19 protein-coding genes are annotated in these 18,208 nt (G+C 62.5%); 9 read left to right on the top strand and 10 right to left on the bottom strand.

Features of this window, described 5'->3' with window-relative positions:
- Nucleotides 1-476: 476 nt before the first annotated feature.
- Nucleotides 477-1,814: a hemolysin family protein gene (locus ACSC1S_RS20035; RefSeq protein WP_435365861.1), complete on the bottom strand. Its 1,338-nt coding sequence runs from the start codon at nucleotides 1,812-1,814 to the stop codon at nucleotides 477-479.
- A 186-nt stretch (nucleotides 1,815-2,000) separates the two neighbouring features.
- Between ACSC1S_RS20035 and ACSC1S_RS20030 the strand changes: the two genes are divergently transcribed.
- Nucleotides 2,001-2,237: a hypothetical protein gene (locus ACSC1S_RS20030; RefSeq protein WP_435320358.1), complete on the top strand. Its 237-nt coding sequence runs from the start codon at nucleotides 2,001-2,003 to the stop codon at nucleotides 2,235-2,237.
- Between the two features lie 188 nt (nucleotides 2,238-2,425).
- Nucleotides 2,426-3,550 (top strand): mechanosensitive ion channel family protein, encoded by a 1,125-nt coding sequence (locus ACSC1S_RS20025; protein ID WP_435365860.1) that lies wholly within the window; start codon nucleotides 2,426-2,428, stop codon nucleotides 3,548-3,550.
- Nucleotides 3,551-3,627: 77 nt separating this feature from the next.
- On the opposite strand, the gene ACSC1S_RS20020 is transcribed toward ACSC1S_RS20025, so the two are convergent.
- Both ACSC1S_RS20020 and ACSC1S_RS20015 read right to left on the bottom strand, forming a co-directional pair.
- The gene (locus tag ACSC1S_RS20020) at nucleotides 3,628-5,898 is read right to left on the bottom strand and encodes a heavy metal translocating P-type ATPase (RefSeq protein WP_435365859.1); all 2,271 of its coding nucleotides are present in this window, start codon (nucleotides 5,896-5,898) and stop codon (nucleotides 3,628-3,630) included.
- A 400-nt stretch (nucleotides 5,899-6,298) separates the two neighbouring features.
- Nucleotides 6,299-6,709 (bottom strand): ester cyclase, encoded by a 411-nt coding sequence (locus ACSC1S_RS20015; protein ID WP_435365858.1) that lies wholly within the window; start codon nucleotides 6,707-6,709, stop codon nucleotides 6,299-6,301.
- A 320-nt stretch (nucleotides 6,710-7,029) separates the two neighbouring features.
- Between ACSC1S_RS20015 and ACSC1S_RS20010 the strand changes: the two genes are divergently transcribed.
- Both ACSC1S_RS20010 and ACSC1S_RS20005 read left to right on the top strand, forming a co-directional pair.
- The gene (locus ACSC1S_RS20010) at nucleotides 7,030-7,638 is read left to right on the top strand and encodes a helix-turn-helix transcriptional regulator (RefSeq protein ID WP_435365857.1); all 609 of its coding nucleotides are present in this window, start codon (nucleotides 7,030-7,032) and stop codon (nucleotides 7,636-7,638) included.
- 53 nt (nucleotides 7,639-7,691) lie between these two features.
- Nucleotides 7,692-7,862, top strand: a complete 171-nt coding sequence (locus ACSC1S_RS20005) for a hypothetical protein (protein WP_435365856.1) — start codon at nucleotides 7,692-7,694, stop codon at nucleotides 7,860-7,862.
- A gap of 58 nt (nucleotides 7,863-7,920) precedes the next feature.
- On the opposite strand, the gene ACSC1S_RS20000 is transcribed toward ACSC1S_RS20005, so the two are convergent.
- Nucleotides 7,921-9,732: a hypothetical protein gene (locus tag ACSC1S_RS20000; RefSeq protein ID WP_435365855.1), complete on the bottom strand. Its 1,812-nt coding sequence runs from the start codon at nucleotides 9,730-9,732 to the stop codon at nucleotides 7,921-7,923.
- 255 nt (nucleotides 9,733-9,987) lie between these two features.
- On the opposite strand from ACSC1S_RS20000, the gene ACSC1S_RS19995 reads away from it, so the two are divergent.
- The 3 genes from ACSC1S_RS19995 to ACSC1S_RS19985 all read left to right on the top strand — a co-directional run bounded on the left by ACSC1S_RS19995 (nucleotide 9,988) and on the right by ACSC1S_RS19985 (nucleotide 11,513).
- On the top strand, nucleotides 9,988-10,413 hold the full coding sequence (locus ACSC1S_RS19995; protein ID WP_435365854.1) for an ester cyclase: 426 nt from the start codon (nucleotides 9,988-9,990) through the stop codon (nucleotides 10,411-10,413).
- Between the two features lie 380 nt (nucleotides 10,414-10,793).
- On the top strand, nucleotides 10,794-11,120 hold the full coding sequence (locus tag ACSC1S_RS19990) for a hypothetical protein (protein ID WP_435365853.1): 327 nt from the start codon (nucleotides 10,794-10,796) through the stop codon (nucleotides 11,118-11,120).
- A gap of 66 nt (nucleotides 11,121-11,186) precedes the next feature.
- Complete coding sequence (locus ACSC1S_RS19985) at nucleotides 11,187-11,513, top strand: SHOCT domain-containing protein (RefSeq protein ID WP_435365852.1); 327 nt, start codon at nucleotides 11,187-11,189, stop codon at nucleotides 11,511-11,513.
- A gap of 9 nt (nucleotides 11,514-11,522) precedes the next feature.
- Here ACSC1S_RS19985 and ACSC1S_RS19980 read toward each other — a convergent pair whose 3' ends face one another.
- Nucleotides 11,523-11,906, bottom strand: coding sequence for a DUF411 domain-containing protein (locus tag ACSC1S_RS19980; protein WP_435365851.1), 384 nt, complete (start codon nucleotides 11,904-11,906; stop codon nucleotides 11,523-11,525).
- Nucleotides 11,907-12,206: 300 nt separating this feature from the next.
- Between ACSC1S_RS19980 and ACSC1S_RS19975 the strand changes: the two genes are divergently transcribed.
- Complete coding sequence (locus ACSC1S_RS19975) at nucleotides 12,207-12,602, top strand: DUF302 domain-containing protein (protein ID WP_435365850.1); 396 nt, start codon at nucleotides 12,207-12,209, stop codon at nucleotides 12,600-12,602.
- 53 nt (nucleotides 12,603-12,655) lie between these two features.
- On the opposite strand, the gene ACSC1S_RS19970 is transcribed toward ACSC1S_RS19975, so the two are convergent.
- Both ACSC1S_RS19970 and ACSC1S_RS19965 read right to left on the bottom strand, forming a co-directional pair.
- Nucleotides 12,656-13,549, bottom strand: a complete 894-nt coding sequence (locus ACSC1S_RS19970; RefSeq protein WP_435365849.1) for a hypothetical protein — start codon at nucleotides 13,547-13,549, stop codon at nucleotides 12,656-12,658.
- Nucleotides 13,550-13,612: 63 nt separating this feature from the next.
- Complete coding sequence (locus tag ACSC1S_RS19965; RefSeq protein ID WP_435365848.1) at nucleotides 13,613-14,992, bottom strand: hypothetical protein; 1,380 nt, start codon at nucleotides 14,990-14,992, stop codon at nucleotides 13,613-13,615.
- A gap of 321 nt (nucleotides 14,993-15,313) precedes the next feature.
- Between ACSC1S_RS19965 and ACSC1S_RS19960 the strand changes: the two genes are divergently transcribed.
- A complete protein-coding gene (locus tag ACSC1S_RS19960) occupies nucleotides 15,314-15,904 on the top strand; it encodes a hypothetical protein (protein ID WP_435365847.1) in 591 nt (196 codons plus the stop codon).
- A gap of 54 nt (nucleotides 15,905-15,958) precedes the next feature.
- Here ACSC1S_RS19960 and hepT read toward each other — a convergent pair whose 3' ends face one another.
- The 3 genes from hepT to ACSC1S_RS19945 all read right to left on the bottom strand — a co-directional run bounded on the left by hepT (nucleotide 15,959) and on the right by ACSC1S_RS19945 (nucleotide 17,970).
- Nucleotides 15,959-16,405, bottom strand: a complete 447-nt coding sequence (gene hepT, locus ACSC1S_RS19955; RefSeq protein ID WP_435365846.1) for a type VII toxin-antitoxin system HepT family RNase toxin — start codon at nucleotides 16,403-16,405, stop codon at nucleotides 15,959-15,961.
- Complete coding sequence (locus ACSC1S_RS19950) at nucleotides 16,405-16,881, bottom strand: nucleotidyltransferase family protein (RefSeq protein WP_435365845.1); 477 nt, start codon at nucleotides 16,879-16,881, stop codon at nucleotides 16,405-16,407. The genes hepT and ACSC1S_RS19950 overlap by 1 nt, the downstream gene beginning before the upstream one ends.
- Before the next feature lie 87 nt (nucleotides 16,882-16,968).
- The gene (locus tag ACSC1S_RS19945) at nucleotides 16,969-17,970 is read right to left on the bottom strand and encodes a BtrH N-terminal domain-containing protein (protein ID WP_435365844.1); all 1,002 of its coding nucleotides are present in this window, start codon (nucleotides 17,968-17,970) and stop codon (nucleotides 16,969-16,971) included.
- Between the last annotated feature and the right edge of the window lie 238 nt (nucleotides 17,971-18,208).

The following is an 18,208-nucleotide window of genomic DNA, read 5'->3' as shown; positions in this document are numbered from 1 at the left end:
AGGCAAGTCGAGCAGTTCAAGCAGACGGCTACGGACACCGCTGCGAAGGAGTCAGACTACCAGTGTGAAGCGTGTGAGGCACGCTTTCATACCATGCACGAACAGTGCCCGGAGTGTGGGGGTGAGTCGATCGTCTCGATACACCCTGAGGAGTGACGCCCCGGGACCCAGGTAAGTCCAACTGGAGAACGTGCAGGAGAATTGCCAGACAGTCCGGATAGAACCTCATCCTCTCGCTCTTCGAACCGAGTAGTAGTGGTTGACCCTCTCAGAACGGACGCCGACTACGGTTCGAGAAGCGGGCCGACGTCCCGTATCTCTCTGCCGAGTGGCTTCCGAAGTCCCAACTCATCACCGTCATTCAACGGAGAGCGTCGGAATCAAATGGGACCGATCATGTCCGTAGTGCCCGATCAGACACTCCGACGTATGGCCGCTCGAATCGCGCCAGGGCTGTCCCGAACTGGACGCAGCCGTTACTCGTCGTCGGTCTCCTGCATCGCCTTTGCCGACTGAATCACGAGTCGTTCGATTCGGTTATCCTCGACGGCATCGACCTGAAGGACGTAGCCGTTCGCCTCGATCTGATCGCCCACTTCGGGAACCCTGCCGAGGCGACTGAAGACCAATCCACCGATCGTCTCGACATCGTCGCTCTCGAATCGAGAGTCGAGCTGGTCGTTCACGTCCTGGATGGGAACCCCTCCGTCGACGACATACGCTCCGTCGCTTCTGTTCTCTATCGACGGCTCCTGCACACCTGTATCGAATTCGTCCTGGATATCGCCCACGATCTCTTCGAGGATGTCCTCGATGGTCACGATGCCCTCGAAGACGCCCCACTCGTCGACGACGACTGCCATCTGGCCTTCCCCACGCGTCTGAAAGTCGGCGAGGATCGCGTCGATCCGACGCGTTTCCGGGACCGTGAGGACTGCTCGTGCGAGCTCACGCGCTGTGGCCGTGTCCTGCCCGGTCTCGACTTCGGTCGCTCGCAGGATGTCCTTGGCGTGGACGAATCCAAGCGGTTGATTCCCGTCCTCGTCGAGCACGAGATAGCGCGTGTACGGCCCGGTGGCGGCAACAGACCGGAGTTCCGAGAGCGGCATCGAGGCAGGCACGGTCTCCACGTCTGGGCGCGGAACCATGATCTCGCGGGCGACCGTATCCCCGAGTTCGAAGACGCTCTCTATCATCTCGACTTCGTCGAGGTCGATGTGTCCGGTCTCCTCCGAGCGGCTGAGGATCATCCTGATCTCCGATTCGGAGTGCGTTTCCTCGCTCTCGGACGCCGGGGAGACACCAGCCAGGCGAGTGAAGTAGTTGGCCGTCCCGTTGAAGACGATGATGCCGGGCACGAACAGGTAGTAGAAGAACTTCATGAGTGGGGCGACGAGGAGCGCGACACGCGTGGCCTCCTGGATGGCGAACGTCTTCGGCGCGAGTTCACCGAACACCACGTGGAGGAACGTGATGAACCCGAATCCCAGGACGAACGCGACGAGGTGGACCACTTCCGCAGGAAGCACCTGGCCGAGGATGGGGTCGATGAGCGCTGCGACAGCCGGTTCACCGATCCAGCCGAGACCAAGCGAGGAGAGCGTGATACCGAGTTGACTGACAGCCAGATAGTCATCTAGATTCTGGATGACCTCCTGGACGAGTGCTGCCCCCGGTTTGCCGCGTTCGACGAGTGCGTTCACCTGCGTGGGACGGACTTTGACGAATGCGAACTCTGCAGCGACGAAGACCCCGTTCATGATGACGAGGAAGAAGGCGAGGAGCAGTCCGCCGAGAGAGATCAGGTCTACCATAGTCAATCTCGGACGCGCGGACACTTGTAGGGACGGATACCGCGCTGGACTTCTGCGGTCAGCGTTTCCACGACTCGCAGGTGTTCACGATGCCGATAGCGTCCCTCCTCGCTCTCTATTGCCCGATAGTTAAAACCCAAGTCGTAAATGAGCGCAGGCAATCCCCCTTAGGGAGGTTATTAACTGATGAGTTTGCTTGATTCGTTCGGTTCGTTAGTCAGTAGTATCGTCGCGTCGATCGTCTTGCTGGCATTCTCGATTGCCAGCTTCTTCGTGACCGTGTTCATCGTGCAGGTCGGGGCAGGACTGGCCGGGTACTCGCCAAGCGGCGATTTCGTCGTCCTTTCAGCCGCACTGCTGGCCACCGGGGCGATCGTTGCCGGTGCCACTCCCATGACGAGTCTGAGCGGCGCGACCGAATAACGCCGCAGCAGTACTGGTCGGCAGGCCACCTGTCTTCATCGAGTAGCAGGGCCTGCAATGGGTCGAACTCCCGGTGGAATCTGTCCGTCTCTGACGGTTCAACAGAGCGAGATTCTCAACAGCTACCTGCGGAACACGACATCACCCGTTCTTTATCAACGTAGCCCGTCTTTGACTTTGAACGTCTCATGCGAGGAATCTCGTGGTGTCTGCTGCCTCTTCAAGTCCCGCTCCAGTCCAGTCCTTCGTCCGACGAGACCCTGACGATCATCGCCGGCGCAATCGTCCTCGGCGGGGTGATCTGGTATCTCGGAACGTATCTTCAGTCCTACGTTCGAACCGAGTTCGCCGAAATCGTGCGAGCGGGCCTTCTCCTCGTCCTGGCTACGTTCGTCTCCTACGTCCTCTTGAACAGGTGGAATGCGACGACCGACGCGCTGGAAATCGCAGGGTTCGTCCAGATCGGTGTCGACACCGGTGTCCGGGTACTTCTCTCGGTCGTTCTCTTCGTCGCCGCGTACACTGTTACACGTGTTCTCAAAGGATTGCTTCTGGGCGGTACTCGTTTCACAACTCAGGTAACATCGCCACACCAGCGTCGTGTCAGCTTCTACATCAGTCAGATCGTCCTCTACACGCTCGCGGTGTTTGGAACGTTCGCACTCTGGGGGTTCGAACTGAGCAATCTCCTGTTGAGTGCCGGGGTTCTCGGGATTATTCTCGGCCTGGCATTCCAGAGTACGCTCGCGTCCATCCTCGCGGGGTTCGTCCTGATGCTTTCACGACCGTTCGATGTCGGCCACTGGGTCAGAATCGGCGAACACGAAGGCTTCATCACCGAAATCACGGTCAATCACGTCCGGCTCCGAAACCTCGATGGTGAGCACGTCGTCCTCCCGAACGAGGCCGTCGGGAATCGAACGATCATCAACCGAAGTGTGGAGGGAAAGCTCCGACAGCGTGTCGAAATCGGGATCGATTACGACATGGACCCCGAGCGTGCGGGGGATATCGCGCTAGACGCGATTGCAGCCCTTGACGAGATCATGACCCAGCCTGCGCCCCAGGTCTTTCCGCTTCGATTCGATGATTCAGCCGTCGTACTCGAACTCCGGTTCTGGATAGAAAACCCAACACCACAGCGAAAGTGGCAGTCGGTCCAGGCGGTCATCCACAGCGTCAAATCCGCGTTCAAACGAGAAGGCATCAAGATTCCCTTCCCGCAGCGGGAACTCACAAGGAGAGGGGCGGGCGACGCAGTTCGCATCCGGGATGCTGAGCCAGGTGAGACCCGGAGAGACCAGTCGAAGTGAGTCCAGTCAGTCCGCGAAGTCGTCGTCGTACAGACGTTCTCTCCTCACGGTAGTCTCGACTTCCCTCCCGGGCTGGTTCAGCTCGAGACCGACAGGTCCACTGCTCCGAGGCGACGCGCGTTGATGGCGACGATGACCGTCGAGAGCGACATGAGTACGGCACCGATCGCCGGAGAGAGCAGGATGCCGATGGGGGCGAGGATACCTGCGGCGAGCGGGAGCGCGATGACGTTGTAGCCGGTCGCCCAGACGAGGTTCTCCTGCATCTTGCGGTAGCTGGCCCTCGAGAGCCTGATGAGCCGCACTACGTCCACCGGGTTGTTGTCGACGAGGATGATGTCGCCCGATTCGATGGCCACGTCGGTCCCCGACCCGATGGCGATGCCCACGTCTGCTCTCGTGAGGGCCGGCGCGTCGTTCACGCCGTCGCCGACCATCGCGACGAGTTTTCCTTCGGACTGGAGCTGGGCGACCGTCGTGTCCTTCTCCTCGGGCAGGACCTCCGCGAAGTACTGGTCGATACCGAGTTCTTCGGCGACGGCCTTCGCGACGTCCTCGGAGTCACCGGTCAGCATCGCCACCTCGATGCCCATCGCGTGGAGCGCGTCGATTGCCTGTCGGCTCTCCTCTCGGATGACGTCTGCGAGGGCGAAGGCCGCCGCCACCTCGGCTTCGTCCCGGATGAGGTAGATGACTGTCTGGGCATTCGAGCCAGCCGCCTCGGCGAACGCCACGAGGTCCTCGGAGCGCTCGACACCGAGCCTGTCGAGAAGGTTCGGGCCGCCCAGGTGGACGGTGTCACCGTCGACCGTTGCTTTGACGCCGAGGCCACGGAGGTTCTCGAAGTCCGAGACGTGGGCCGGTCGAACACCACGTTCTTCGGCTGCCGTCCGGATGGCCCGGGCGATCATGTGTTCGGAGTCACCCTCGACCCCGGCTGCGACCGCGAACGCGCGGTCCTCGTCCCAGTCGACGGCGTGGACGGTGCCGCCGTCTTCACGGTGTGCGTCCGATGCGACCAACACGTCGACGACCCCCTGTTCGCCCTTCGTGAGCGTCCCCGTCTTGTCGAACATCACCGTATCCAGGTTCCGGGCCTCCTCCATGGCGATGCGGTCCCGGATGAGCATCCCGTTTCTGGCTGCGGTCGACGTGTTGATGGCGACCACGAGCGGGACGGCCAGCCCGAGCGCGTGGGGGCACGCGATGACCAGGACCGTCACGACGCGTTCGAGGACGGCGACGCTGAAGCCGGTCGCGATGACCCAGGCGAACCCGGTGAGGGCCGCGACGGCGAGGGCGACGTAGAACAGCCACCCTGCGGCGCGGTCGGCGAGCAACTGCGTCCGGGATTTCGACTGCTGGGCCTCGTCGACGAGGCGCATGATGCCCGCCAGTGCGGTCTCGTCACCGGTCTTGGTGACGCGCACCCGGAGGCTGCCGTCCTGGTTGACCGTCCCGGCGACGACGTCCGAGTCGGGCTGCTTGTCGACGGGGCGGGACTCACCGGTGATCATCGACTCGTCGACCGAGGACTCGCCCTCGACGACCTGTCCGTCCGCTGGGACGGATGCCCCCGGACGGACCAGGACTACGTCGCCTTCGGTGAGTGCAGAGACGGGCACTTCGTCGGTGCTACCGTCCTCGCTGACCCGCTCGGCCGTGTCGGGCATGAGTTTCGCCAGTTCGTCGAGTGCCCCAGAGGCCTGGCGCACCGAGCGCATCTCCATCCAGTGGCCCAGCAGCATGATGTCGATCAGGGTGACGAGCTCCCAGAAGAACGGCGTCGTCCCCTCGATGAACAGGCTGGCGATGGAGTAGACGAACGCGACGGTGATGGCGAGCGAGATGAGCATCATCATCCCCGGTTCGCGGTTCTGGAGCTCTGTCCGGGCCATCGAGAGGAACGGCACTCCACCGTAGGCGAAGATGACTACCGAGAGGACCGGGGCGATCCAGACGCTGCCCGGGAACGTGGGCGCAGTGTAGCCGAAGACGCCCTGGACGAACTCACTGAAGTAGATGACCGGAATCGAGAGGACGAGCGACACCCAGAAGCGACGTCTGAACATGTCCTCGTGACCGCGGTGGTCCGTGTGTGCCCGGTGGCCGTCGCCGTGTTCATGGGCGTCGTGTTCGTGGGCGTCGTGTTCGGGCTCGTCCGCAGCGTGGTGTTCACCGTCGTCGACCTGCTTGCTGCGGTCTGCGGCTGCTCGTCGGTCCGTCTCTCGCCTCGACGATTTCACCCGCTGCTGGCAGACTCGACAGCACTGGACCGTCCCTCCGGATGTCGGACGAGGTTCTGACGGGTGGTCGTCATGGGATTCGTGGTGTGGATGATGGCTCATGTGGTCTATAGGTGGCGTTTCTCAATGGTTCTGATGGGTCCTCGACATCGGCCGACGTGTCGCGCCCAATCGACATTCCGACGGCGTCCACAGTGCATTCCCCCCGTTCTGTGGTGGTCGTCTGTGTACACTGGTAACTACGCCACCCATTCTTATCCGGATTCTCCCTTCGATTCATCGAGTGACGGGAGTGGTATTCATTGCAATCTAAGGTCCGTTAGAAACGCTTCGCCGCTGATTCTGCCCCTGTTCGCATCCAGTCGTCGAACCCCTCTCTCAAGAACGAGTGTCTTTGCCCCGCGACTCGCGCTCGCGTAGGCAGCTGCAGACCCGTTGGGTCCTGTCCCGCCGACCGCTCCTTCGACGTGTTCGACGGGATCGGTCTCTCCCCTTGGGGCGCTTACTTGACCGTTTCCGGGAGTGCGCCGAGTTGGCGCAGCAGTCCGAGGGAATCCCACTGACTCTCGGAGCGAACGAGCTTTCCGTTCTCGAACTCGTCGAGGCTTATCCCGCGGACCTCGCATTTCTTGTTCGTGGGTGCGACACCCATGAACTCCCCTTTGTGGGTCCCGGCCATCGTATGCGGGGTGACGACCTTGTTCCCCTCGGCGATCTCCTCGTCGAAGGTGATCGTCAGGTCGGGGAACGCGGTCCGCAACTCCTTGACGAACGTCCGGAACTGGTCGAGGTCCATCGGGTCAGGGCCAGTGACGCCGATCGCCTGGTATCCTGGATCGAAGTCCGTGTCGAGAACCGAGAGGTCCCCTTTCTCGAGGAGGGTCGTGTATATCTCTTCGGTAGTTCGCTTCATCTCCGTGGGTGTGGGCGAGCCGGTAGACATGGTGCTTTACCATGCTACCATATGCTGTGTGGCGGAATAACCAAAATGGGTGAAAACGGTGACCTTCTCGGCGACACCCACGATTGGCAGAGCGACCTCGCGGAGTTGCTCCCAGTCCATTGCATCCACGAGGCGGATGAACGGGTAGCTCACCTGGTCTCGCTCACGTTCGTGGTTCGATGTCCCGTGTCCGCCCAGGATGCAATCTTGTGCGCGACGACCAAAACTGGTAGAAGGACAGACCACGAAGTATGGCGTATGAACAGGCGAGACCCCACGTGGTGTCGTACATGAACAGGAACCGGGCAGACCTCGTGGTCGGCTCCCTCGTCGCCGGCGTCTGGGTCGTCGGTGGCGCGCTCACCTGGCAGGCGTACCAGCAACAGCAGACGTTCGACGAGATGGGGTCGATGATGGGGTCGTCGATGGGGGCGGTTCACGGCACGAACCCGCTCTGGTACGTGCTCGGGACACTCCTGGTCTCGGCTCTCGTCGGTGGGGTCTACCTGGTGGTCCGCCGTGACCTCCCGCTCGATGATTCGGGCGCGGAGCGTCCGTCAGCAACTACGAGCGGAATCGAGGCCGAACCGAGCGAACCAACCGTCGAAGGTGAAGCCGATGCAGATGAGGAGGAAGACACGGACCCGACGTCCGCAGAAGCACAATCCCGCCGCGTACTGGACCTCCTCCCCGAGGACGAGCGACGAATTCTCGAGCCGGTACTCACGTCACCCGGCATCACGCAGATCGAGCTACGCGACCGTGCGGACTTCTCGAAGAGCAAGGTCAGCCAGACCGTGAGTGCGCTCGAAAAGCGCGGGCTGCTGTACCGCGAACGGCAGGGGCGGACGTACCGGATATACCCGAGTGACGAACTCGAACAGAGCCACACCCAGTAATTGCTGGGAACCATTCACAAACCATTTTCTCGCGTGCGGCCCAACCCTGTCGTATGTGCTACCGTCACATCCCCGAAATGATCGCGGAATACGAGGCCGGGAAGCGGGAGGAGGCCGGGGACGATGCGGACGACGGCGAGCAGCAGGTGTCGACCGACGGTGCGTCGAGCAACTCGGAGAAGCGGGGGTTGCTTGGGAGGGTCAGGGCGCGACTCACTGGGTGATTTGGTACGATGTGGGGGAAGTGTTGTATCTCCCCAGCTTCGGAGAACGCCTATCCTCTCAGTTTACCGCTTTTGACAGCTCTGCCCCTGCTTTGAACTTCACGTCGTTCGATACCTCGGCCGCGCCGACGAGATGGAGGACCGGCGCATCCAGTGCGGTGACGATACACGACGGAGGCTCATTCGGATTGCCATCGTCGCAATCGCCAGTGCCAGTCTCCTTGGCGAGTGCTTCCCGCGATTGAACCCCCCAGTAGGAGACGTTCCCATCGTCCCTGCACACTGGCTGGGCACCGGCTGGAAGGTAGTCCGCGTCCGGGTCATAGGGGGCGCTGAGAGTGATGTTCCCGTACTTGGTCCGTCCAGGCTTTTTGCGCACTGTGGCGCGCGACTGTAGATCGATGCCACCCTCCTCGATATCCGAGCGTGAGACTCCCGCGACGATGTTGGGGCCATCGCCGACGAGGAGCGTCGCAGTATCCTCGTAGAGTGCGCCATCATCGATCAGCCACCCGCCGGCGTACAGTATCTGGTCGTTGTGGTGAATCCGCCGGAGGTACAACAGCGCGGGCATCGGAGACGGGCAGTCGGCCGGCTGTGCAGCCACCGAACGGACGAGCGTCTGCGAGACGGTGGCCTCACCGGCGCTCCGTTCGTCGCCCCACGAGTCGAGTTTCGCAGGTGCTGTGACGGCTCCGTCATCCGAGACGAACAGTGCCGGTGCAGCGCCATCGACGTCGGGTGATGAGCCGGTAACGACGACGCCGCCCGACGTCTGGAACGCGACGACACATCGCATTCTGTCGCTTTTGTCGGTGCCACGACCTTCTGTGAGCGTTGCCGAGAGGAGGTCTCGACACGATAGCGCTCGATGGACGGCGACGGTGTGGTCGCTCTCAGCACACCCCTTGGCGTTGTGGTCGCCGATGAAGTACTCCAGGACCCGCTGTGGGGTGAGTTCATCGCCCAATGCGGGCCCGTCACCACGGACGCGGGTATCGGGAAGGCTGACGACGAACCGTTCGCCGATTGTGGGCTCCCCTCCGAGGTAGGCATAGAGTGATTCCGTGCCGTCTCCGAGTCCGTCGCCGTCGCTGTCGAGGTCGTCGTGGATGCGGTCGATATCGCCCTGGACGATGCGACGGGTCTGCTGGAGGGACTTCCTCGCGCTATCCCAGTCACCCGCGTCCACGGCGTCGCTCGCGTCCTGGGCGAGTCCCTTCCGTACGTCGGCGTTCTCGAAGACGGTCCGGCAGGTCTCCGAGGGACAGCCTTCGAGTCTCTCCCTGACCTCCGTTGTCCCGTCGATGAACGCGTCGAGGGATGCCTTCGCGTCGTCGTTCGACTGACTGTCCACGGCCTCGATTGCGGCGTCAGCGTAGATTAGTAGCGCCCGCTCGGTATCGAGCACCGAGACGAGCGTCCCCGTGTCGTCGTCATCGTCATCGTCGTCGGGCCCGGGCCACCAGATGGTCCGCGGTTTGTTCGAGCGCGAGGAGTTGTAGTCCTGTGCCTTCGTGGCCGTGCTGGTACTCCAGCCGTCGATCTCGATGGCTCGAGAGGCGGCCTGGATGGTCGGTGGGACGTATCGGACGTCGGCCGGGTCGCTTCGGAAACTAGTGAACGCACCACCAGCGTCGTCACCAGCTGGGAGTGTGGTGGAACCGGCGTAGAAGGCGGCAGGCGATGCCTCCGTGGTCCCGAGGGCCTCGTCGCTGGCGCGGTCTACCAGCCCGTCGAGCGCAGTACAGCCAGCGAGGCTCCCGAGTGCAACAGCGCCACCGGCTGCGAGGACCGCTCGGCGTGTCGCCAGAGGGGTAGTGCCGGGAGTATCCACCGCTTCGAAAGTTGGCCGACGGTTCTCATCCATCAGTATGACTACACGGCTTGCATGGGGATATAGGTTAGTAAAATAATATTTTTACCATCTTGATAATTTTGGGCCGGGCGACCCTGGATTCGGTGGAGAACCGACCGCTCAGATTCGCGCTCCGGACAGGGTATCTCCAGCCGCGTAGTCGCCAGGCTACCCACCTACAACGCGGCGGCGCTCCACAATCTATCGACGCCCGGCTCTCTTCCGCGCCGAAGGAACGGTTATCGTTCTGCTCGATGTACTGAACGTATGTCAACCAGTCTTGAGGAAGCGAACAAGGCCGTTGTCGAGCGGGTGTTCAGCACGTGGAACGAGCAAGACAAGGCTGGGTTCGCGGACTGTCACGCAGAGGATGTCGTCATCCACGGGGCGGACGACGTGAACGGGCTCGAGAACCTGTTGACGGTCCAGTGGGGCTTCTTCGACGCGTTTTCGGACACCCGTCTCACGCTGGAGGAGTGTCTCGCGGAGGGTGACCTCGTCTCACTCCGATATACTGCCAACGGGACGCACGACGGCACGTTCGAGGGGCTCGCTCCCACTGGCACCGAGGTCGAGTTCACCGCGATGGGAATGGTCCGAGTCGTCGATGGAAAGATCACGGACAAGTGGGTACAGTTGGATATGCTCAGCCTCCTCGCCCAACTCGACGCGATAGAATCCCCAGTCGTCTGACTCGGGATAGCTAGCGTTCCGCTGCCCTGTGACCGAAGTGTTCGAGTGACCGATTCGCGCCCTCTATCCAGCACGACACCCACAACCTGTCTCGGAGTTCCAAGGTGGACTCCACGACTTCGGTCGTCGGCCGGTGACTCTACAATCCGGTTCTTGCTCGGTAGCCGAGCCTCAGGTTTCGAACCCTGGGTTGTCCTTTCCCGGCCGGTTCAGTCGCTGGGGGTGTGTGGTGCCCCCGTCGAATCCTGGACGCACGAACGGTCTCGTCGAAGAGAAACGATTAGAACGCTCTATACACGTTCTCGAACGTTCTCCTGCGTGTGTTCACACCCACGCCGATAACCCCAGAGGCATCGTAGGACTACTTGAGGAGAAGGACAATGACCAAACTCAACGTCGGCCGCTGGCTGGTAGTATCGTTCGCACTCGTCGCCCTCGCGTTCGGGGTGTCCGTGGTCGGTGCCCACGGTGATGACGCGGCCGCAGAAGACGCGCCCCCGTACGACGGGACCGCCGCGGAGTGGGCGACCTGGATGGAAGCGCACATGACCGAGCACATGGGTGAGGGTGCCGTCGAGTGGATGGAGTCGCACATGGGTGGCTCCATGGACGAGATGGGCCGTGGCATGGCTGACGGCGCTCACGGCCCCGGGATGGCTGATGGCACCCGTGGTCCCGGGATGGCCGGTATGGGACGCGGCTGCTGAAGCCCGTCTCGTGATTCGGCCTCGCTGACTCGCACGACGAACACAGACACACTCCGCTCACAACTCATGATTCAACTCACCGACCTCTCGAACCGCATCGCTCGCCGAATCGCTGGACTGGCCGTCCCCCTGCTCGTGGTCGTGGCCCGGCCGATCGCTGCCCAGCCGAGCGGTGACTACGCCGCGATGATGGGCGGTGGCGGCAGCTGGGGGCTCTTCGGTGGCCTGATGGGACTCTGGGGCCTGCTCTGGATGGGACTGCTGTTCGGCCTCCCGCTCGTATTGGCCTACTCGCTCCTCGCGGGTCGGGCAGACAGGCGCGCAGAACGACGGTACTCGGGTCCCCGCGCGGGCCGCAGTAACGATGAACAGCGCACGGACTCGTCTCGATGAGGCAGGCGCTCAGAACGAGGTGAACTCCTCGACCGAGCCGTCCTCGTGCACGGCGTAGACCTGCCATGCTTCCGTCTTTTCACCGGGCATGCCCGGTGACCCGCTCGGCATCCCTGGGAGCGCGATGCCCGCGATCGCTGGTTCGGCTGCGAGCAATTGCTGGACGACCTCGTAGGGCACGTGTCCCTCGACGAAGTAGTCACCCCAGTCGACGGTGTGGCAACTCTGCACGTTTTCGGGGATGCCGTACTCGGCCTTGATACCGCTCAGGTCCGCCTTGTTGACGACCTCGACCGTCGACCCGAGTTTGCCCTCCAGGTAACCGGCGTACTCGTGGCAGCAGGCACACGTCGGACTCCGGTACAGGGTGACCGCGTTCACCTGCTCTGACACGGCAGGCTCTGGGGACACGTCAGACTGCCCCGACCCGAGACACCCGGCCAGGAGGCCGACGGCCGCGACGCCAGCTGTTCTGAGAACCGTTCGTCGCAGCGGCCCCGATGTTTCGCTAGAACTGGTCATCGTACTCTTACATAGAGAGACGACAGGATCGGTATTGTCGGTTACCCTGATTTCCTGAGGAATCGACCGCCTGAGAGCCGATACCGACCGTGAGTGCTGGGCGTTATGAACCTATCAGCGAGCCTACCGCCGAACCACACCGTTAAGCCCGGTGAACCAGTAGTGTTGTGTATGGACTATACTATGCAAGTCGAAGCGCCCGGTACCTTCGACGAGACCATCGACGCGACACTCACAGCGCTCGAAGACGAGGGATTCGGCGTCCTCTGTGACATCGACGTGCAGGCGACGTTCGAGAAGAAGCTTGGTGAGGAGTTCCGCAAGTACCGCATCCTGGGCGCGTGCAACCCACCGCTGGCACACGAAGGCCTGATCGCCGACGTCCAACTCGGTGCGATTCTGCCGTGCAACGTCATCGTCTACGAGACCGACGAGGGCGACGTGATGGTGAGTGCGGTCGACCCCAAGCAACTCGTCGGTATCGCCGAGAACGAGGCGCTCGACGACATCGCCGCAGAGGTCCACGAGCGCTTCGAGCGCGTGCTGGCGACCGTCGCCGAAGCCTGACGGTGGACCCAGGCGGCGCACAGGGCAGTACTGCCATCCGGTTTTTCATTCATTCATTCGGTTGTCGTGGTCCCCCTCGTCACGGTTCGCGTCAGCGTCTCGTTGCCCCAGCGCAGGACCACGGTCATCTCGTCACGCTGGGAGAAACGAGCGTCGACGGCGAACGTTTCGGTGACTGACTCGTCTTCGGGAACCTCGATTGCTATCTCGGGCTGGTCCGACATGGCAGCATCTCCGAGTTCCGCGATGAACGTCCCGTCTCGGGCACCCACGTTGGCGACGGTGACCGACACCGAGAGTTGTTCACCCTCGCTGGCGTGGGCTGGCATGTCGAACGCTCGAACCTCGAACCGTGGTGGATTCGCGAGTCGCTCGAGGTGTGCCTCGGAAAGTTCCCAGCGGACAGTCGGTTGCTGTCCGTCTTCGGCACGCCAGACGATCGGGGCCGCCGTGGGCGCAGGGTCGAACGGAACCGGAAAGGCGTAGGTCTGTGCGACCTCGTCCTCGTCGTTCTCACCGATGGCGTAGTTTCGGCGTCTGTCGGTCTCGTCGTCCTGTGGGCTGGATTCGACACCGATGTCGAGGGTGGCCGGATCGGGAGCGTCAGCGCCGGAAACCCGGACGGTGGCGACCACGAACTGTGTCGTCTCCCCGCACCGCGGGTCCGTATGCGTGGTCCCGAACTCGACGTAACAGCGCTGGACGCTGACGTGCTCGACGACGACGGACCAGCCGGCTGGACTGTCGTATGGCTCGCCAGCCGCGAGGGTGACCGCCTCGGGCTGTGTCGTGGTCGTTCCGCTGGTCGTCTCCGTGACGGGTTCCGAACTCGTCTGGGGCTGTGTGTCGGTACCGAGAGAGCGGTCGGAGAGACACCCTGCAGTCCCGATGACGAGGGCGGAACCGACCGTCTGGAGGAAGCGACGGCGTGAGCTGGCGAGGGACATGGCTCGGGCGTTATTGGTCGAGCTGCTGGCACATACTTTGTGGAGGAAGTGGCCCTGTCGCGCTCAGACCTGGTACCAGTTCACCGGCTTTCCGGCGTACTGGTCGGGGATGTCGCCGATGCCCCAGCCGGTCCCGGTGGTCTCGATGTACGCGTAGTCGCGGCCATCGAGGCGGTACTTGTACGCGCCGTCGTGCTCGTACCAGAGCCCGACAGCCATGTGGCCCGGGGGCTGGATGAGCACCACGTCGTAGCCGTAGGGGTCGGCTTCGAGGATGCAGGCGAGGAGGATGGCCGTGTCCTCGCAGTCGCCTTCGAGGTCGACGAGTGTCTCCATCGCGAACTTGGTGTAGTCGTCGTAGCCCTTGCTCACGTCGTCCGCGACGTACGGAAGGGACTGGACGAAGTCGATGGCGAACTCGACCTGCTGGAACGGGTCGGTGATGCCGTGGGAATCGGCCGCAGAGACCAGCAGGTTCGCGAGCTCGTCGGCTGCCCCCTGCAGTAGCTCGTACTTGACGTACTCGTGGCGTGAGCGCCCGCGGGAGCGACTCGCTGCGTGGTCGTATGCGGATTTGAACGCGAGGAAGCTCACCGTCCAGGCCGTGCCCGCGGTCCGGCCCGCGAGGGTCTGGAGGTATGCACCCTCGATGCTGTGGCGCGAGGCGCGGTCTTCGACCGTCTTCTCGAGTTCGCCGCTGTTGGGGGCGCGTCGGACCTCGTCGTCATCGGGGTAGATGATGAACGGGTCCGTCTCCATGATGAACTCGGTTCGCTTCGCGGGGGCAGAGCGGATCTCCGCATCGCCCGGGAGCACGATGGCGACGTAGTGCAGCCGTTCACCTCGGGGGGCGGTGTCGAGGTTGAGGTCGACCGAGACGGTCGTTTCGCCTTCCGAGCGGACGAACCGCTCGCTCGTGCCCTCCGCCACGAACTTCTGGCGAGGATAGACGAACGCCCCGACCCACACCTTCGCCATCTCGCTCTTCAGGGCCGGTTCGTTCGGGTACACATCGACGGTGACGGTGTCGATGCTGTAGCGGCTCACGTGCGTTCTGTCCTGCCAGTATTCGTCGGTCACGTCGATGGAGCCGTCGTCGCTCTCCCGCGGGGGCACCGGCTCCGGTGTCGTGGTCTTGGCCGGTCCAGTCGTGTTCGAGGAGTTCGTCGTGTTCGAAGTGGCCGTGGTGTTCCCCTCCGCGGCCAACACGCGGTCCGCCTCGGGCAGGGACTGTGGTGGCGACGGGGCCGGTTTGAGCGAGACGAACGGCACCTGCTCGACCGTGCGGTCTACCTGCGCAGGGTCGTCGACGAAGTCGTCGCGGTCGAGGAGTCGGGAGTAGCTCCCCACGTCTTCGGCCGGCGGCGCTTCGACGGTGGTGAGGCACCCGCTGACGAGCGGGACGCTGGTGGCGATCGCGCCCAGCAGGTGCCGTCTATTCATGTTACCGACCTTTAACGACCGAAAGAGTATAAATGATACTGTTGACCATTGTCAAACCTTGGTGGATTGATATTCGGAAACCGCAAGACTGCGGTGGGGTGGTGGTGCCCTGGGGTGTGATGCTTGTTGACACAAGTTGCCGCTTACAAGTGGCACTACTCAGGGAGATGATGGTCGATGAGCCCCCGATAGCGCAGGCTACAGTTCGGATTCTCTCGCCGGACTGGTTGAACGAACGACTGGCCTGGGCAAATTCGACGGATAGGCTGGTCGAATTCGACGAAAACGGCAGCAATCTTGATAGTCAAGGGCCGGCGAGATATGGGAACGACCGAATTCACCGGTTTCCCCATGCTCCCCCTAGTCGTCGCCGAGAACTTGCCCTGGTGGCTCGCGGTGCCACTGCTGCAGCTCATGCTGCTGGTCAGCGGCATCCTCATCGAGAAGACGTACGTCAGCCGGGTCACTCCCATCACCGGCGCGATGGCCCTGTTCGTCCACGTCATTGTCTCCGGGTCGTCGGACCTGTGGGTCGGGCTGTACCTCGACCTGGGCATCGTCCTCGGGCTGTTCGGCCTCTACGCGTACATGGAGAACATCCCCGTGGAACGGCCGGAGTTCAAACTCCTCTCCTTTTTCGCCTACGGCCCGCTCACGGTACTGCTCGTCATCGTCCTCCCCCACTGGCTGCTTGCCGTGGCACTGGTCGTGGGTGCCGTGGTGAACTTCAAGCTCATCGAGGAACTCCAGCCCGCGAAACCGTACTATTACGGCCACCCGGACGACGAACACGACGAGGGCGGCGCAGGGATGGACGACATCATCGCGCTGGTCCAGAAGCGGGTGCGCGACCTGTACGAATCGGTCGACCTCGAGACGACCGAGCCGAAAGAGGGTGACAAGGCGAGTTAAGTTGGAGTACCGTCGAAAAACGCCAAGCGAACAAACTCCCCGGCGAATCAACAGTTAGATTGCATCAACTCGCTCGAGGTATGCTCGAACCTCGTGGAGATACTGGCGGTAGCGCTCCAAGTCCTGCAATGCGCTGTAGACGATATCGTGATTGAGTACCTCACCGTATTCATGAGCGAGGACGTTCCGGAACAACGCTGCTTGTTGCATCTCTTCTGAAACGGCCGCAGATAGGACGTCGACTTCGTTTAATCGTTGCATCGAACCGGGGTTCGAATTCGGTGCCCTGCCGTCGATGTCTTTCAGGAGCATTCTCGCGATGTCGATACAGGCCTGCGTTGCCTTCTCGAACCGCCGCTCAACGATATCTCGGGTTTCGATGTCTTCTCGGTATTGCTCACGAGAGATGACCTGCTTCGATGCGAGAATCGTTAAACACTCTTCGACGAACTCGACCTTTTCGACGAGTGTTTCGACACGGTCTGCGTCGTGGACCGGCATCAGGCCTCACCGTCGACGAGGTCGTCGATATTCGCCAGCGCAGCATCGAAGCGGGCACGGAGTGACTCGGTCGAGGTATCGGTCTGTACCTGCTGCTCGAATTTGTCCTGGAGTTGTGCTGCTCGCTTGGGTGTCCCGACCAGAAGGATTCCATGCTCAAACGCTGCTCGTCCTACCCTGGGCTTCAGGTCCGAGACGAGCGAGAGGTCGATGTCGTTTCGGTCGAGTGCTATCGACAAATCCGACATGAGTCTGAGAACCGCTGTGCCCGTGTCCTCGACCGAATCGAATTCGACTACGATGTCGATATCGCTCTGTGCATCGGCCGTCCCCTCGACTTGCGACCCGAAAAGAACTGCAAGCGAAACCGGATGACGCTCCATGACGCTCCGGACTGTCTCGATGTCCACTACCCGCTCCGACGGCTGCTTGCGTGACTTTGACCCTGATGGCGTCGAATCGGGATGGTCGGACATCCTATCCGGAGATAGACCCACAACGATAAAACCAGTTTTGGTGGTTCGATCTCCGGAATCGTCTCGGGTGCTCGTGGAGACAACGGCTCAGAGTCGATCCCGAATCGTCTCGTACAGTGCTTCTTCCCGGTCAGCCACGGCGAGCATCTGTGACCCGGCCTCCTCGTACGCCTCGCGTGTGTCCGATTCGTCCTCGGCCAGCCCGGCACGTTTGAGGCTCTGGCCGATGGTCGACCAGTCCTCGGCAATCTCCTCCGCCTCGTCGACGATGGTCTCGTCGACGACGTCCGTGTGCGCGGCGGCCTCGTCGAGGAAGGGCGCGAACAGGCCACGGAACGCGCCGCCACCGGTGCCGCGCTTCTCGACGTTCTGGTAGGCGAAGCGGGTGCACCAGTTCGCATCCGGCAGGTCCTCCCAGTTGGGAAGCTCCCGCCCGAAGGCGCGGATACCGTCGAGTCCGTGCGTGGCTGCGCCCGCGAAGGACAGTGATTCGGGCTCGAGCATCGTCGTGGTCGTGAGGGTGAGGCCGTCGTGGATTGCGTCCGTGATCGGTCGGGTCGGTTCTTCCCCAGTGGGGGCAAGCCAGTGGTTCTCGATGGGGCCGAAGAAGCCGTGGTCGGAGTCGAGCGAGTCTGCGAGCTGGTCGAGGGGGAGGCGCTGGATGCCGTCGAACTCGCTGTCGGCGAGCAGCACGGCATCGTCGTCGTACCCGACCGCGACGACGGTGTGGGGGCTGAAGTGGACGTCCGAATCGAAGTACTCGAGATAGTAGATGTCCACGAACAGCAGGACCGGTCGGCCCGCGTCGAGGTGGTCTCTGATACCCGCCCAGGCGTCATCGAACGACTGCCCGCGGCGCTCCTCGAAGGCGATACCGAGGTGGTCGTAGAAGCCGGACTCCAGCCAGGGGGACCGACCCACGAACTGCCGGGTCGGGGAGTCCTCGCTCTCGATGTAGCTGAACCCGAGGCCGGAACCGATGCCGAAACACAGCGGTTCGGAGAGGCCCCACTCGCGGTAGTCAGAGACGTCGCGGAGGGAGGTGGACCCACAGTGATTGCCGGTCTCGTGTGCGAATCCCTTGAGCATAGTCACTGTGAGTCGCGCCGGTGCGAAAATCGTACCGACTCGTCCTTGCACCGACGACGGGGAGATGTGGGCTGTGGCTGTCTCACCCCGCGGCCGGGTCGTGACAGACGGGACAGACGGTCTGGTCGTTCCTGTGCTCCATCGCCGACCGGGTGCCGGTCCAACCGCACATCGGACACTGCACGGGCTCGGAGTTGGCCATGTACCGTCTGGGACGTGTCGCTCGCGGCCGAAAAAC

The organism is Haloarchaeobius pelagicus, assembly GCF_051207375.1.
Classification (GTDB): Archaea; Halobacteriota; Halobacteria; order Halobacteriales; family Natrialbaceae; genus Haloarchaeobius.
The sequence above is the reverse complement of the archived record's forward strand: the minus strand, read 5'-3'. Positions and strand labels throughout refer to the sequence as shown.

Excerpts from the sequence above, each read along its gene's own strand:
- ACSC1S_RS20035 (WP_435365861.1), bottom strand. The coding sequence starts at position 1,814 with ATGGTAGACCTGATCTCTCTCGGCGGACTGCTCCTCGCCTTCTTCCTC.
- ACSC1S_RS20030 (WP_435320358.1), top strand. The coding sequence starts at position 2,001 with ATGAGTTTGCTTGATTCGTTCGGTTCGTTAGTCAGTAGTATCGTCGCG.
- ACSC1S_RS20025 (WP_435365860.1), top strand. The coding sequence starts at position 2,426 with ATGCGAGGAATCTCGTGGTGTCTGCTGCCTCTTCAAGTCCCGCTCCAG.
- ACSC1S_RS20020 (WP_435365859.1), bottom strand. The coding sequence starts at position 5,898 with ATGAGCCATCATCCACACCACGAATCCCATGACGACCACCCGTCAGAA.
- ACSC1S_RS20015 (WP_435365858.1), bottom strand. The coding sequence starts at position 6,709 with ATGAAGCGAACTACCGAAGAGATATACACGACCCTCCTCGAGAAAGGG.
- ACSC1S_RS20010 (WP_435365857.1), top strand. The coding sequence starts at position 7,030 with ATGAACAGGAACCGGGCAGACCTCGTGGTCGGCTCCCTCGTCGCCGGC.
- ACSC1S_RS20005 (WP_435365856.1), top strand. The coding sequence starts at position 7,692 with ATGTGCTACCGTCACATCCCCGAAATGATCGCGGAATACGAGGCCGGG.
- ACSC1S_RS20000 (WP_435365855.1), bottom strand. The coding sequence starts at position 9,732 with ATGGATGAGAACCGTCGGCCAACTTTCGAAGCGGTGGATACTCCCGGC.
- ACSC1S_RS19995 (WP_435365854.1), top strand. The coding sequence starts at position 9,988 with ATGTCAACCAGTCTTGAGGAAGCGAACAAGGCCGTTGTCGAGCGGGTG.
- ACSC1S_RS19990 (WP_435365853.1), top strand. The coding sequence starts at position 10,794 with ATGACCAAACTCAACGTCGGCCGCTGGCTGGTAGTATCGTTCGCACTC.
- ACSC1S_RS19985 (WP_435365852.1), top strand. The coding sequence starts at position 11,187 with ATGATTCAACTCACCGACCTCTCGAACCGCATCGCTCGCCGAATCGCT.
- ACSC1S_RS19975 (WP_435365850.1), top strand. The coding sequence starts at position 12,207 with ATGGACTATACTATGCAAGTCGAAGCGCCCGGTACCTTCGACGAGACC.
- ACSC1S_RS19970 (WP_435365849.1), bottom strand. The coding sequence starts at position 13,549 with ATGTCCCTCGCCAGCTCACGCCGTCGCTTCCTCCAGACGGTCGGTTCC.
- ACSC1S_RS19965 (WP_435365848.1), bottom strand. The coding sequence starts at position 14,992 with ATGAATAGACGGCACCTGCTGGGCGCGATCGCCACCAGCGTCCCGCTC.
- ACSC1S_RS19960 (WP_435365847.1), top strand. The coding sequence starts at position 15,314 with ATGGGAACGACCGAATTCACCGGTTTCCCCATGCTCCCCCTAGTCGTC.
- hepT (WP_435365846.1), bottom strand. The coding sequence starts at position 16,405 with ATGCCGGTCCACGACGCAGACCGTGTCGAAACACTCGTCGAAAAGGTC.
- ACSC1S_RS19950 (WP_435365845.1), bottom strand. The coding sequence starts at position 16,881 with ATGTCCGACCATCCCGATTCGACGCCATCAGGGTCAAAGTCACGCAAG.
- ACSC1S_RS19945 (WP_435365844.1), bottom strand. The coding sequence starts at position 17,970 with ATGCTCAAGGGATTCGCACACGAGACCGGCAATCACTGTGGGTCCACC.